This window comes from Cryobacterium sinapicolor (assembly GCF_004403465.1).
Taxonomy (GTDB): Bacteria; Actinomycetota; Actinomycetes; order Actinomycetales; family Microbacteriaceae; genus Cryobacterium; species Cryobacterium sinapicolor.
The window spans coordinates 1-13390 of sequence record NZ_SOGQ01000029.1 but is presented as its reverse complement, the minus strand read 5'-3'; the positions used below and the strand labels follow the sequence as shown (position 1 = coordinate 13390).

Annotated in this window: 14 protein-coding genes; 6 read left to right on the top strand and 8 right to left on the bottom strand. The window is 67.9% G+C overall.

The genetic code is table 11. The features are described from left to right. Positions 1–313 precede the first annotated feature (313 nt). Positions 314–826: a mycothiol transferase gene (locus E3T28_RS06265; protein WP_134428976.1), complete on the top strand. Its 513-nt coding sequence runs from the start codon at positions 314–316 to the stop codon at positions 824–826. 10 nt (positions 827–836) lie between these two features. On the opposite strand, the gene E3T28_RS06260 is transcribed toward E3T28_RS06265, so the two are convergent. Together E3T28_RS06260 and E3T28_RS06255 are read right to left on the bottom strand one after the other, a co-directional pair. Beyond that, entirely contained in the window at positions 837–1538 is a 702-nt protein-coding gene (locus tag E3T28_RS06260; RefSeq protein WP_134428974.1) for a response regulator, read from the bottom strand. Beyond that, a complete protein-coding gene (locus E3T28_RS06255; RefSeq protein ID WP_134428972.1) occupies positions 1531–3207 on the bottom strand; it encodes a sensor histidine kinase in 1677 nt (558 codons plus the stop codon). Before E3T28_RS06255 ends, E3T28_RS06260 begins: the two co-directional genes overlap by 8 nt. 167 nt (positions 3208–3374) lie before the next feature. Here E3T28_RS06255 and E3T28_RS06250 point away from each other — a divergent pair, with 167 nt between their 5' ends. The 4 genes from E3T28_RS06250 (at position 3375) to E3T28_RS06235 (ending at position 8317) form a co-directional block, all read left to right on the top strand. Beyond that, positions 3375–4754, top strand: a complete 1380-nt coding sequence (locus E3T28_RS06250; RefSeq protein ID WP_134428970.1) for a cation:dicarboxylate symporter family transporter — start codon at positions 3375–3377, stop codon at positions 4752–4754. A gap of 411 nt (positions 4755–5165) precedes the next feature. Then, on the top strand, positions 5166–6452 hold the full coding sequence (locus E3T28_RS06245; RefSeq protein ID WP_134428968.1) for a quaternary amine ABC transporter ATP-binding protein: 1287 nt from the start codon (positions 5166–5168) through the stop codon (positions 6450–6452). Beyond that, positions 6449–7336 (top strand): ABC transporter permease, encoded by an 888-nt coding sequence (locus E3T28_RS06240; protein WP_134428966.1) that lies wholly within the window; start codon positions 6449–6451, stop codon positions 7334–7336. The genes E3T28_RS06245 and E3T28_RS06240 overlap by 4 nt, the downstream gene beginning before the upstream one ends. An 84-nt stretch (positions 7337–7420) precedes the next feature. Continuing rightward, entirely contained in the window at positions 7421–8317 is an 897-nt protein-coding gene (locus E3T28_RS06235; RefSeq protein WP_134428964.1) for a glycine betaine ABC transporter substrate-binding protein, read from the top strand. A 111-nt stretch (positions 8318–8428) separates the two neighbouring features. Here the strand turns inward: E3T28_RS06235 and E3T28_RS06230 are convergent, their stop codons facing one another. The 6 genes from E3T28_RS06230 to E3T28_RS06205 form a co-directional block, all read right to left on the bottom strand. Then, positions 8429–8926, bottom strand: a complete 498-nt coding sequence (locus E3T28_RS06230) for a flavodoxin family protein (protein WP_134428962.1) — start codon at positions 8924–8926, stop codon at positions 8429–8431. 80 nt (positions 8927–9006) lie between these two features. Beyond that, positions 9007–9789 carry an alpha/beta hydrolase gene (locus tag E3T28_RS06225; protein ID WP_134428960.1) on the bottom strand — a complete coding sequence of 261 codons (783 nt, stop codon included), beginning with the start codon at positions 9787–9789 and terminating at the stop codon, positions 9007–9009. 273 nt (positions 9790–10062) lie between these two features. Then, entirely contained in the window at positions 10063–10656 is a 594-nt protein-coding gene (locus tag E3T28_RS06220; RefSeq protein WP_134428958.1) for a CbiQ family ECF transporter T component, read from the bottom strand. A 10-nt stretch (positions 10657–10666) separates the two neighbouring features. Next, the gene (locus tag E3T28_RS06215; protein ID WP_134428956.1) at positions 10667–11347 is read right to left on the bottom strand and encodes an energy-coupling factor ABC transporter ATP-binding protein; all 681 of its coding nucleotides are present in this window, start codon (positions 11345–11347) and stop codon (positions 10667–10669) included. Next, entirely contained in the window at positions 11344–11988 is a 645-nt protein-coding gene (locus tag E3T28_RS06210; RefSeq protein WP_134428954.1) for a biotin transporter BioY, read from the bottom strand. The genes E3T28_RS06215 and E3T28_RS06210 overlap by 4 nt, the downstream gene beginning before the upstream one ends. Before the next feature lie 67 nt (positions 11989–12055). Continuing rightward, positions 12056–12691, bottom strand: coding sequence for a YdeI/OmpD-associated family protein (locus tag E3T28_RS06205; RefSeq protein WP_241979197.1), 636 nt, complete (start codon positions 12689–12691; stop codon positions 12056–12058). A gap of 458 nt (positions 12692–13149) precedes the next feature. On the opposite strand from E3T28_RS06205, the gene E3T28_RS06195 reads away from it, so the two are divergent. Further along, on the top strand, positions 13150–13390 hold a 241-nt coding region (locus tag E3T28_RS06195), incomplete at its 3' end, for a hypothetical protein (RefSeq protein WP_134428952.1).

The window sequence follows — 13390 nt, the reverse complement described above, 5'->3', positions numbered from 1 at the left end:
CGTGGTTCCAGGCCTCTGGTCCCTGGTTTCGACAGGCTCAACCACCGGAACTCAGGGCTCAGGGCTAGACGGGCTCGACTACCGGGGGCTCTGGGTTCTGGGCTCGACGTGCTCGAGCACCGGGGTGGGAGCCTTCGGGTGGCGGTGCATCGGGTCTCGGCAGGCTCGACCACCGGGGTGGCACCTCCGGCGTTGGTCGCAACACGGGTTGGGTGGCGAAATGCAGGGTCCGGCAACGACCCGGTCTACGCTGGCTCCGACCGGGCGGGGGTGCAACAGGCCCGCCGACCCATGACCTATCGGAGGACAACGGATGCTGTTGAGCTACCTGATCGCCGAATCATATGACCGCATTCGCGGAACCGTGCACGCCGTGCTCACGGATGCCGGAGCGGAACTGCTGACCTACCGGCCCAGCCCGGAGGCGAACAGCATCGCGTGGCTGATCTGGCACCTGACCCGCGTGCAGGACGACCACCTGTCCGAGATCATGCACGAGGAGCAGCTCTGGGTCAGCGGCGGCTGGGCCGACCGCTTCGCGCTGCCCTTCGATCGGGCCGCCACCGGCTACGGGCAGACCACCGAGGACGTCGGTCAGGTGCGTGCGGACGCATCCGTGCTCGTCGGCTACTTCGACGCGGTGCATGCCCGTACCATCGCCTGGCTACCCACCCTCGCCGAGGCGGACTACTCCCGGATCGTCGACACCGGATGGACTCCGCCGGTCACCCTCGCCGTGCGCCTGGTCAGTGTGCTCTCCGACGACCTGCAGCACGCCGGCCAGGCAGCCTACGTGCGTGGCCTGGCGGAGCGCGCCGGGCACTGAACCGGGCGACTCAGCGGCGCCAGGCGTATTCGTTCTCGGGACGTCCGGGCGTTCCGTAGCGCGGCGACCGGTCGAGCGACCCGGTGTCGGCTAGATGCTCGAGGTAGCGCCGTGCGGTCACCCGTGAAATGCCCAGCTGGTCCATGACTTCGCTGGAGGAGACCGGCACGGTCTGGTGCTTCAGGAACTCGATCACCGCACCCAGGGTGCCCTCGGAGAGACCCTTCGGCCGCGGTAGGTCGGTGGGGGTGCGCAGGCTCGCGAACGCGAGATCCACGTCGGTCTGGCTGGTCATCGCGGACTGGCTGGCCAGCTGCAGCCGGAAGTCCCGGTACTGCACCAGCTTCTGCGCGAAGGTCGCATAGGTGAACGGCTTGATCAGGTACTGCACGATGCCGGCCGCCACGGCTCCGCGCACGATGTGCAGTTCGCGCACGGCCGTGATGGCGATGATGTCCGTGGTCAGGCCGGCTGCGCGCATCCGTCGGCTCACGTCGAGGCCGTGCAGATCGGGCAGGGTCATATCCATGAGCACCAGGTCGATGGGCTGCCCGGCGGCGACGGCCGCGGCCAGGGCACGCAGAGCGGCATGGCCGTCGCCGGCCGTGCCCGCGTGCACGAAACCCGTCAAACGGTCGAGATAGGCGGCGTGCGCCTCGGCTGCGATGGCCTCGTCTTCGACGACAAGCACCCGGATGTCCCGGTCAGCCATGTGATCCGCCCACCGTTGCCGGGAGGCCGGGTTCGCCCGCCGTGGCGGACTGCTCCGGCTGCCGGGGGAGGGTGACCGTGAACACGGCTCCCTCGCGGCGAGTGATGCGGAGGCCGCCGCCGAGCCGGTTGACCGTCTGCCGCACCAGCGCGAGACCGAGGCCCCGGCCGAAACTGCCGGGCTCCTTGGTGCTGTAGCCGCGGCGGAGGATGTCGGTCACGGCGTCCGGGTCGACGCCGGGTCCGGAGTCGGCCACCTCGATCGTCACCGCCTCGGGCGTGGAACTGACCGAGAGGTGCACCCGGCGGGGTGCCGCGCCACCGGCGGCCGCGTCGAGCGCGTTGTCGACCAGGTTGCCCACGACCGTGACCAGGTCCTGCGCCGACAGGCCGGACTGGGCCAGGGGTCCCGCCGCCTCGACCGTGAGTAGCACCCCGAGCTCGCTGGCCTGGGCGAACTTGCCCATCAGCAGGGCGCTGAGCACCGGTTCGTCCACCGAGTCGAGCATGTCGTCGGTGAGCTGCTGGCTCTGCTCCAGGTCTTTGGTGGCGAAGTCGAGGGCGTCGGCCCCGCGTCCGAGTTCCATCAGGGACACGATGGTGTGCAGACGGTTGGCGTGCTCGTGCGTCTGGGCGCGGAGGGCATCCGAGAGGGTACGCATCGACCGGAGCTCGCTGCCCATCGACTGGAGATCGGTGTGGTCGCGGATGGTGGCGACCCAGCCCATCGGCGCGGGCTTGGTGCGGCCGTTGCCCGGTGTCAGCGCCGGCTGCTGGCTGATGACCAGCACTCGGGTGTCGGTGACGTGGATCTCGTCGGTCGCGGGACGGCCGCTCTGCAGCAGTTCGGCCAGCGCAGGCGGAAGATTCAGCCGGTCGAGGCTCTGGGCGGCGGCGGCGGATGCCCGACCCCCGGTCGGTGAGCGCTGCGGCAGGCCGAGCAACCGGGCGGCCTGGTCGTTGTAGAGCACGACCTCCCCCGTGAGGCCGACCAGCACCAGACCCTCCCGCACCGAATGCAGCACCGAGTCGTAGTACACGAAGAGCTGGGCGAGTTGCTCCGGGCCCCAGCCGAGGGTGACCCGGCTCAGGTAGCGACCGAGCAGCCAGGTGGCGATTGTTCCCGCGGCCAGCAGGATCAGAGCCACAGCCAGCACGGCCGGCAGCCGCGCGCTCAGCGCAATGGAGAGGTTGCTCGTCTTCACACCCGCGGCTACCAGACCCTGCACGGCTCCCTGCCCGTCGGTGATCGGCACGATGGCACGAACCGAGGGGCCGAGCGTGCCCGTGGTCACCTCGGTGAACGGCTCCCCGGACAGGGCGGGCGCGACGGTGCCGATGTAGGGGCGGCCGATCTCCGACTCCGTCGGGTGGGTCCAGCGAGTGCGGTCGGGCGCCATGATCGTGATGAAGTCGAGGCCGGCGTCGGTGGTGACCCGCTCAGCGTACGGCTGGAGCACCGCGCTGGGATCGTTCGAGCGGCTGGCGTCCAGTACGAGCGGGTTGTCGGCGATGGCGGTGGCGACTGCCAGCATCCGTTCCTCGGCGGCGACGAAGCCTCGGTCGCGGGCATCGACGAAGGCTGCGGTTCCCACGAACACGGTCATCGCGAGGATGAACAGGGCGTTCGCCAGGAACAGGCGGCGCGCAATGCTCCAGCCGTGCCCCATCGCATCCTTCTCTCACCGTGCATCCGCCCGCGTTGCGCGTCGGCCGTGACCAATATGACCGCAACAGTGACGCAGGCAGCTCGGTCGACCAGTCTGAAAAACACAACGGATGGTCCGGGCGCACCAGCGCCTCACCCCAGCCTAGTTACTAGACAAAGGAGTCTTTTATGGCGTCAATGCCTCGCGATCGCGCTGAGAAGCCCGCGAAGAAGTTCGACAAGTCCCACTACCTGTACATGGCGGTCATCGTCGCCGTGATCCTCGGCGTCATCGTCGGCTTGCTCTTCGGCGGCAAGGACGGATTCGCCGTCTCGCTCAAACCGCTCGGGGACATCTTCATCGCCCTGATCAAAATGATGATCTCGCCGATCATCTTCTGCACCATCATCCTCGGCATCGGCTCCATCGCGAAGGCCGCCACGGTCGGCAAGATCGGCGGACTGGCCCTCGGCTACTTCCTGACCATGTCCACCTTCGCCCTGGCGATCGGCCTCGTGGTGGGCAACCTGGTCAAGCCCGGATCGGGACTGGACCTCACGGCGACCACCTTCGTGCCGCCGGAAGCCGCCGAGACGAACTTCTTCCTGGGCATCATCCCCACCACGCTGTTCTCCGCGCTGACGGCCGGCAACATCCTGCAGACCCTACTGGTGGCCCTCATCGCCGGCTTCGCGCTGCAGAAGATGGGACCGGCCGGCAAACCGCTCCTCGAGGGCATCGCGCACGTTCAGGCCCTGGTCTTCCGCATCCTGATCATGGTCATGTGGCTCGCCCCGATCGGCGCCTTCGGCGCGATCGCAGCCGTCGTCGGCGCCACCGGCTTCCAGGCCGTGATCAGTCTCTTCACCCTGATGGCCGCCTTCTACCTGACCTGCGCGCTCTTCATCGTCGTCATCCTCGGCGGGTTGCTCAAGATCGTCACCGGCGTGAACATCTTCAAACTGATGCGCTACCTCGGCCGCGAGTACCTGCTGATCTTCTCGACCTCCTCTTCCGAAGCGGCGCTGCCGCGCCTGATCGCCAAGATGGAGCACCTCGGCGTCTCCAAGCCCGTCGTGGGCGTCACGGTTCCCACCGGCTACTCCTTCAACCTCGACGGCACCGCGATCTACCTGACCATGGCGTCGCTCTTCATCGCCACGGCCATGGGCCAGCCGCTCGCCCTGGGCGAGCAGATCGGCCTCCTTGCCTTCATGATCATCGCCTCCAAGGGTGCCGCCGGGGTGTCCGGCGCCGGCATCGCGACCCTGGCCGCCGGCCTGCAGGCCCACGCCCCGCAGCTGCTCGACGGGGTCGGTTTCATTGTGGGCATCGACCGCTTCATGTCCGAGGCCCGAGCACTCACGAACTTCACCGGCAACGCCGTCGCCACCGTGCTGATCGGCTCCTGGACCAAGGAGATCGATCGCGCCCAGGTCGACCGGGTGCTTGACCGTCATGAGCCGTTCGACGAGACCACAATGATCGCCCACCACGGGGTGCCCAGCGCCGCCGAGACGGCCGCCGCGACAGAGAAGGTCGCTCAGGCGGCCGCGCTCAAGGTCTGAGTTCGCCTGGGTCGTCCATCGCGACCCGGCACGGATGTCCCGCGGCGCAGGTCCGGGAAGCGGGCGCGCGTTCCACCGTGCGCCCGCTTCCCGAGACTGTCCCGCGAGTGTGTTGCAGTTCGAGTTGTAACCGAACACACGCCCTGATTTCGCAGATTCTTCGACGTAAACACCCATTGTGTTACGGTTGTGGCTGGTCTTACGACCCTTCACCAGGACGCGAAAGTACAGCCACGACCCCATCGGGACGGCGCTTCGTATGGTGAGGCCCTGACGGACGCGATCCCCATGATCGCCCCAGCCCACGCCCGGAAACGGCGTCTTGGCCGGTCGCGGCCTACCCGTCCGACACAGCGTGCATCCGTTCCGTCGCCGTGATTCGGCCCCGCTCGGCGTGCACCGGGAGAATCCGTGACCGAAACCATTGCCGTGAAGGCAGATCGACTCTACAAAGCGTTCGGGCGTCGCCCGCACGAGCTCGTCAAGAAGCTGACCGCGGGAGCCAGCCGCGATGAGGTGTCCTCGCTGGGCACCGCCGCCGTGATCGACGCCTCGTTCGAGGTGCACCGCGGTGAGATCTTCGTCGTGATGGGGCTGTCCGGTTCGGGCAAGTCCACCCTGATCCGGATGCTCAACGGGTTGCTGGACGCCACGTCCGGCACCGTGACGGTGGCCGGCCAGTCCATCACCGGAATCTCCGCCGCCGCGCTGCGCGAGGTTCGCCGCAAGAACATCTCGATGGTCTTCCAGCACTTCGCCCTGCTGCCGCACCGCACCGTGATCGACAACGTTGCCTACGGCCTCGAAGTGCAGGGGATGGGCCGCGAGGAGCGACTGGCCAAGGCGCGCACGATCATCCGTCTGGTCGGGCTCGACGGCTGGGCCGACAGCCTGCCCTCCGAGCTGTCCGGCGGTATGCAGCAGCGCGTCGGCCTCGGCCGTGCCCTCGCCGCCGACACCGATGTGCTCCTGATGGACGAGGCGTTCTCGGCCCTCGACCCGCTGATCCGCCGCGAGATGCAGGAACAGCTGATCGAGCTGCAGGCCGCGCTCGGCAAGACCATCATCTTCATCACCCACGACCTCAACGAGGCCATGTTCCTCGGCGACCGCATCGCTGTCATGCGTGACGGTCGGATCGTGCAGATCGGCACACCCGAGGAGATCCTGACCGACCCGGCCAACGACTACGTCGCCCAGTTCGTGCAGGATGTCGACCGCGCCCGGGTACTGACCGCGGCCAGCGTGATGGAGCCTGTGCGTTCCGTGGTCACGATCACCGGCGGCCCCCGCGCGGCGCTCCGCACCATGCGGGACCTGCAGACCTCCGCCACCTTCGTGCTGAACCGCGACCGCAGCTTCGCCGGTGTGGTGCGCGACCGCGACGTGCTGGGCCAGGTCAAGGCCGGCGAGACCGACCTGCGCGCCATCGTGCGAACGGATGTCATCTCCGTCAGCCCGGACACCGCTCTGGTCGACCTGGTGGAGCCGTCGGTAGGCAGCGACCTGTCGATCGCCGTGGTCGATGAGAAGAACCGTCTGCTCGGCGTCATCCCGCGGGTGACCCTTCTGGCCGCGCTCGGCAACGTGAGCACGAACACGGGCGACCTGCCCGTGATCGAGCCCCCGGCGACGATTTCCATCAACGTGATCACCGAAACCCTCCGCGACACCGCTCTGGAAGGAGCCGACCTGTGAACGACTTCCGACTTCCCCTGGGCACCCTCGTCGAGGGATTCATCGACTACGTCACCGCGACCTTCGGGTTCTTCTTCGACTTCATCCGGGTGATCTTCGACGGCGCCTACGAGTTCGTCGACCTGTTGCTCGTCACGCCGCCCTTCTGGGTGATCGTGCTGCTCGCTGCGGGCCTCGGCCTCGCCGTCCGTGGCTGGAAATTCATGATCGGCACCATCCTCGGACTCCTCGTGATCGTCGGAGTCGACCAATGGGAGAACGCGATGGACACCCTCGCGCTCGTGCTGGTGGCCAGCCTGCTCGCGATCGCGTTCAGCGTGCCGCTCGGCATCCTGGCCGCGAAGTCGACCGTGGCGTCGGGCATCATCCGCCCGGTCCTCGACTTCATGCAGACCATGCCGGCCTTCGTCTACCTGATCCCCGCGCTGATCCTGTTCCGCGTGGGCGTCGTGCCCGGCATCGTGGCCACCATCATCTTCGCGATGGCTCCCGGTGTTCGCCTGACCGAGCTGGGCATCCGCGGCGTCGACCAGGAGGTCGTCGAGGCCGGAGCGGCTTTCGGCGCCTCGCCGTGGCGCATCCTGCGTCAGATCCAGCTGCCATTGGCGATGCCGACCATCATGGCCGGCATCAACCAGGTCATCATGCTCTCGCTGTCGATGGTCGTCATCGCGGGCATGGTCGGCGCCGGCGGCCTCGGAGCCCAGGTCGTCGCCAGCCTGAACCGTATCGACATCTCCCTCGGCTTCGAAGCCGGGCTGGCCGTCGTGATCCTGGCCATCTTCCTGGACCGCCTCACCGCGGCGCTGGGCACCGGAGACACACCGCTCGGTCGCATCATGATGGCCCGCAAGCGCCGCGCCCAGCAGGCGCTGGCCGCCTGAGGAGCCTCGGAGTCCTCACCTGCTGATTCACCTCATTCTCTGCTTGACCCCGGTCGCCCGCGAGGGTGACAAGAAAGGAAAAACATGAAGAACCGATCACTGTCCCTCATCGCCGTCGGAGCCGCCGGGCTTCTCGCCCTGAGCGGTTGCGCCTCCGCCGAAGCCGCCGTCGTCGGCGACGGCAACAAGGACCAGAAGGACATCACCATCGCCGTGTTCAACGGCTGGGACGAGGGTGTCGCGGTCTCTGAATTGTGGAAGGCCATCCTCGACGAGAAGGGCTACAACGCCGAGCTGGAATACGCCGACGTCGCCCCCGTCTACTCGGGTCTCTCGACCGGTGACTACGACCTCAACATGGACGTGTGGATGCCGGAGACCCACGCCTCCTACGTGAAAGAGTACGGCGACGACATCGTCGACCTCGGCGCGTGGAACGAGGAATCCCGTCTGACCATCGCGGTCAACGAGGACGCCCCGATCGATTCCCTCGCCGACCTCGCCGCGAATGCGGACAAGTTCGACAACACCATCGTGGGCATCGAGCCCGGCGCCGGCCTGACCCTGGCCACCACCGACCGGGTCATCCCGACCTACGGCCTCGAGGACATGGAATACCAGACCTCGTCGACTGCCGCCATGCTCACCGAGTTGACGACCGCCACGAAGGCCGGCGAGAACATCGTTGTCACCCTCTGGGAGCCGCACTGGGCTTACGGCTCGCTGCCGATCAAGACCCTCGAGGACCCCGAGGGCACCCTCGACAACACCGAGGCCCTGCACAGCTACGCGAAGGCCGACTTCGCGAAGGACTTCCCGCAGGCCACCAAGTGGATCAAGGGCTTCGAGATGGACCTCGACAAGTTGTACTCGCTCGAAAAGGCAATGTTCGTCGACTACGACGGCCAGGACTACGAGCCGATCGTGGCTAAGTGGATCTCCGAGAACCAGGAATATGTGGACTCGCTGACCAGCAAGTAACACAGCACTCCGGACGAAAGCGCACGAGACAGGCCCAGGTCACGCTGACCTGGGCCTGTCTGCGTGCGCGTGCATGCGCGCCTGGGACGCGCCAGAGTCGGGACGCGGAGTTCAGTGACGCAGCACGGATGCAATCGAGCCGGCCCAGGCAGCGGCCCGCCCGGCCTCGCCCGAAGCCAGCGGACCACCCCGACCCTCGACGATGAAGCCGGTCGGCGGGGCCACGACGTGCGCGCCAGCCTTCTCCAGCGCCCGCGAGATCTTCCCGGCGGCATCGCCGTGGAGGACCGTGCGCAGCCGGGTGTCGAAGGCGGCCGCCCGCACGCCCCGCAGGGTGCCGGGATGAAGCTGGACGAGGAAGGCCTGCAGCCGCGGCGAGGGTCGCCAGCCGACGATCGGACTGCCGACGACGAGCACCTCAATGCCGGTCAGGCTGTCCAGGCCGAGGCTGTCGACGGGGACTGCCCTGGTCCCTTCGCCGAGCTCAACGGCGATCGCATCGGCGACGGCCGCTGCGGTGTCCGAGTTCGCTGCGGTGCGGGTATTCGCTGCGCTGCCGAACCTCGCCGAGGTGCCGGAGCTCGAATCAAAGATGACCAGGGTGCTCATGCCGTCCTCCAACGATCGGGTTCGTCAGGTGCTGACGGCTTCAGTGTGCCCCGCGACCACAGTGCGGGCAAGGTTGCCGCCTACGGGGTTGTCTCCAACAGGAATTCACTGAGCTCGTTGGTGATTTCGGCGGCGACGGCATCCGTCGGCGCGGTGGCCACGCCGTCGCCGTTCTCGACGCCGTAATCACCGAACCGCGCGTGGTTGACCCCCTCGAGTTCGACGAAACGGGTGTCGGACGGGAGCAGATCGGCCCTGTCGGCGATCTGCTCCGGGGTACTGAGGCCGTCGGTGCTGCCGCTGAGACTGAGGGCCCGCAGATCGGTTCGTTTCGGCGAGGTCGCGCAGTAACTGCCGAACAGCACCAGCCCGTCCACCTTCGAGTCGTCGGCCAGCATGCAGGCTCGCACGCCGCCGATCGAGTGGCCGCCCACGAACCAGGTGGACACGTCGGGGACGGCATCGGTGAACGTGGACAGCGGGCGCTGGTCGAGAATGGCGAGGTTGAGCACCGGTTTGGCGATCACGACGGTCGCCCCGGTGTCCTCAACCGTGCCGGCCAGCTTGTAGAGGTAGGCGTAGGGGTCGACCCGGGCACCGGGAATGAAGACCAGGCCGATGTCGCCGGCATCGTCGGTGGGCGCGAGGATCACGGAATTGGGGGTGTCGGTGACGGTCACGTTCGGGTTGGCGAACACCTGGTCGGCGGCGGCCCGGTCGGCAACCCGCACCGTGTTCGCCCAGGCCAGGAACACGATCACGACGAGCACGAACGCGGTCAGGCTCCACCAGCCGCCGGCACGGATGCCGCGTCGGAGCCGTCCGGGTCGTCGCGCCTCGGTCTGGCTGCCGGGCTGGGTCATCTTGCTCCGCTCTTCACCTGTCCGGTCGGGGTGAACCGGGAAACGGCTGTCGGTCCCAACCTAGCCGCCCTTCTGGAGTAGCCCTGCCGGAGTAGCCCTGCTGGTGTAGCCCTGCTGGTGTAGCCCTGCTGGTGTAGCCCTGCTGGTGTAGCCCTGCTGGTGTAGCCCTGCGGGTGTAGCCCTGCTGGTGTAGCCATGCGGGTGTAGCCCTGCCGGAGTGGCCATGCCGGAGTTGCCTCGACGGCGCCATTTCAGCGGTGCCGCCGAGGCGATTCAGTCATCGAGACCGCGGGCGGCCAGGGCCTCGCCCATCGCATCCGCCGCGTAGAGCGACCGCACGACCACCGGCACGGCCAGGGCGAGCAGGGATCCCTGGGTGCCGCGCGCCCGGCGCGCCTCGATCACCTCGGACACGATCTCGGCGACGAGCGGGATACACCGCAGGGTGAGTGCGAGAAGCAGGCCGACGCGGTCGGCGTCAACCCAGCGCCGGAACGGTCGGAGCAGCTTCTGGAACCCCTCGAGCACGGCCGTGACCGTGGTCGTCAGCGTGAACAGGGCCGCCAGCGCCACGGCGATCAGCAGGCGGCCGGCCATCAGCCCGGCCGTGGTCCAGCCGGCGAACAGGGCCTGGAGTGGCACGGCGATCACCAGGATCCAGAGGATCGGCCCGACCTGCTTCCAGGCCGCGCCCAGCGGCACCCGCGCCACCAGGAACAGTGCGGCGACCCCGAGCAGGAAGACGCCCAGCTGCCAGAGCTCGCCGAGCAGGCCGATGAGCAGCACAGCGAGGGAGAGGAGCGCCAGCTTGAGGAGCATCGGTGCGCGGTGGATCAGCGAGTGGCCCGGGTGGTAGAGACCGATCATGCGAGCCCGATCATGCGAGCAGCTCACGGTAGGCGCCGAGTGCGGCCTCTGGGGTGTCGTCGGCGACCACCCGGCCGTCCTCGATCACGATGACGCGGTCGAAGGCGGCGAGCAGGTCGAGCTGGTGGGTGACCACGATGACCTGCTGGCTCAGGCCGAGCAGGAGTTCGGTGATGCTCCGGGCATTGCGCGCATCGAGCAGTGTGGTCGGTTCGTCGGCGACGACGATGGCAGGTTCGGCCACGAGCACGGCGGCCAGGGCGAGCAGCTGCTTCTGGCCGCCCGACAGTCGGTGCGCCGGATGGTCGGCGTGCTGGTCGAGGCCGAAGCGCACGAGCGCCGCCTGCGTGCGGGTCGTGATCTCGAGCGGTGTCAGCCCGCGGCGGCGCAGCGTGAAGGCGACGTCTTCGGCGACCGTGGGCATCACGATCTGGTTGTCCGGGTTGGTGAAGATGAAGCCGACCTGCCGGCGCACCGCCTTGGCGTTCCGGGCTACGTCGAGGCCGCCGACGCTCACGGTCCCCGTGTCGGGCTTGATCAGCCCGTTGATCAGGCGCACGAGGGTGGACTTTCCCGACCCGTTCGCCCCGACGATGCCGATGCGCTGTTCGGTGAGGGTCAGACGGATGTCGCGCAGCACCATCCGTTCACCGAAGGCATGCGAGACGCCGTCGATCTCGATCGTGCTCATGACGGGGCGGTGACTGCTCCCGCAGTGACGTCGGCGGCGGCGCGTCGGCGCGGGGGAATCAGCCCCGGGTAGGCCCTGTGCACCTGACGGGCCACCAGTACGGTGACGACGACCTTGACCATGTCGCCGGGCAGGAACTTCGTGGCATCGACCAGGGCCACCCAGATCGGCAGGCCCAGGTTGATCGCGGTGACGGGCACGCCGATCAGGTAGACCACGACGACGCCGCCGAGCGCGGTGGCACCGAGCGCCGCCCAGAATCGGTAGCGGGGGAGGAGCAGTCCCGTCAGGTAGCCGATGACCAGGGCGCCGAGCAGCCAGCCGTAGAGGTAGCCGGCGGCGGGTGAAGTGGTGAACCAGACGATTCCGCCCCGCCCGCCCGACAGCAGGGGGAGGCCGGCTGCGGCGAGGGCGAGCAGGAGGAGTACGGCGAAGAAGCCCTTGCGCGCACCGAGGATGGCGCCGGCCAGCATGACGCCGAGGGTCTGGAAGGTGATCGGCACGGCCACGGCCCCGATGCTCAGGGCGCCGGGCAGTCCGAGAGCGGCGATCAGGGCGGCGAAGATGGCTATCTGGGCGAGATCGCGCACGCTCAGAATGTGGGGCGTCGGGATGCGGTCAAGGCCGTTGCTGGAGGTCATGTTCCTCAATCTAGAATTCGGCGCGGACCCGATCTCGGTGAAGACCTACAAAGAATATGACGGAACTCTATAGCGATGCGTCCAGCGAGGTCTCACCGGCAGGGGTGGCCCGGGGTTTCTGCGGGTGGAGCGTTTCCCCGCGCCCGAGCATGCCGATGTAGGTCGCGATCTTCGTGGCGCGAGTCTCGGCCCGCTTGGCTGCATCGAGGCGGAACAGGATTGCGAATCGGTTCTGCGCTGTGAGAGCCCGGAAGAACTCGGCGGCGGCCGGGCTGGCATCGAGGGCCGCCTGGAGGTCCGCAGGGACTTCACTCTTCTTCTGGCGGTAGGCCGCGTCCCAGCGTCCGTCGGACTGCGCACGGTTGACTTCCGCCAACCCGGCGGCACGCATCCGCCCCTCGGCGATCAGGGCCTGGGCCGCATCACGATTGATCTGTGACCACACACTGCGGGGCCGTCGGGAAGTGAATGCCTGCAGAAAGTAGTCGTCGTCCAGGGAGCTCACCTGCCCGTCGATCCAGCCGAAGCACAACGCGATCTCGAGCGCCTGCGGATGGGTGATCCCCGGCGCCGCAGATCGCTTCTTCCGCAATTGCAAACGAATGCCCTCGTGGTGGAGATTGGCCTCCAGCCAAGCCTCCCAATCCGTCACGGAGACAAACAGCAGGACGGGTTTGTCGGAATGAGCGACCATGATGTTCATGGTATCCAGCGACCCTCCGGCGGTCGAGCCTTCCGCGACCCGCGACCCGCGACCCGCGAGCCGCGAGCCGCGAGCCGCGAGCCTCGAGCCGCGAGCCGCGAGCCGCGAGCCGCGAGCCGCGAGCCTCGAGCCGCGAGCCGCGAGCCTCGAGCCTCGAGCCGCGGAGTCGCTGTGTCGCTGTGTCGCTGTGTCGCGGAGTCGCGGATTCGCGGAGTCGCTGTACCGCCGAGTTGCCGAGCCGCCGAGTTGCCGAGCCGCCGAGTTGCCGCGTTGCCGAGTTGCCGAGCCGCCGAGCCGCGAAGTTGCCGAGCCGCCGAGCCGAGGTTCCCGCCGCGGTGGTCGAGCCTGTCGAGATCCGGTAGGCCGCCCTCGAGATGAGCGTACAAATCTTCGAATAAACTAGCCCAAGTATGTGAACCACTCTCGACTACGTGTGCCCATTAAGGTATCCTTGGAACATGATGAACCTCGCGGAAGACCTCAGGCAGGTGGCCGAGGCTGTGGCCCTGTTGGGCTCTTCGAGTGCGGACTATGAGGCTCTGCCTGATGCCGCCCTGTTGGCTGGTCAGGGGCAGATCGTGTCGGCCCGCCGGCTGCTCGACACCCGCGCCGCGTGGATGGCGGGCACGATCGCCCGCCGGTCCCGGCCGGAGCTTGGGCACTCCGGGTTGGCGGCGCGGCAGGGGTTCCTGTCCCCGG

Bases quoted from the DNA above. Each gene is read 5' to 3' on its own strand.
- E3T28_RS06230 (WP_134428962.1), bottom strand. From the start codon at position 8,926: ATGAGCACCCTGGTCATCTTTGATTCGAGCTCCGGCACCTCGGCGAGG.
- E3T28_RS06220 (WP_134428958.1), bottom strand. From the start codon at position 10,656: ATGATCGGTCTCTACCACCCGGGCCACTCGCTGATCCACCGCGCACCG.
- E3T28_RS06215 (WP_134428956.1), bottom strand. From the start codon at position 11,347: ATGAGCACGATCGAGATCGACGGCGTCTCGCATGCCTTCGGTGAACGG.
- E3T28_RS06205 (WP_241979197.1), bottom strand. From the start codon at position 12,691: ATGAACATCATGGTCGCTCATTCCGACAAACCCGTCCTGCTGTTTGTC.
- E3T28_RS06235 (WP_134428964.1), top strand. From the start codon at position 7,421: ATGAAGAACCGATCACTGTCCCTCATCGCCGTCGGAGCCGCCGGGCTT.
- E3T28_RS06265 (WP_134428976.1), top strand. From the start codon at position 314: ATGCTGTTGAGCTACCTGATCGCCGAATCATATGACCGCATTCGCGGA.
- E3T28_RS06250 (WP_134428970.1), top strand. From the start codon at position 3,375: ATGGCGTCAATGCCTCGCGATCGCGCTGAGAAGCCCGCGAAGAAGTTC.
- E3T28_RS06260 (WP_134428974.1), bottom strand. From the start codon at position 1,538: ATGGCTGACCGGGACATCCGGGTGCTTGTCGTCGAAGACGAGGCCATC.
- E3T28_RS06255 (WP_134428972.1), bottom strand. From the start codon at position 3,207: ATGGGGCACGGCTGGAGCATTGCGCGCCGCCTGTTCCTGGCGAACGCC.
- E3T28_RS06225 (WP_134428960.1), bottom strand. From the start codon at position 9,789: ATGACCCAGCCCGGCAGCCAGACCGAGGCGCGACGACCCGGACGGCTC.
- E3T28_RS06210 (WP_134428954.1), bottom strand. From the start codon at position 11,988: ATGACCTCCAGCAACGGCCTTGACCGCATCCCGACGCCCCACATTCTG.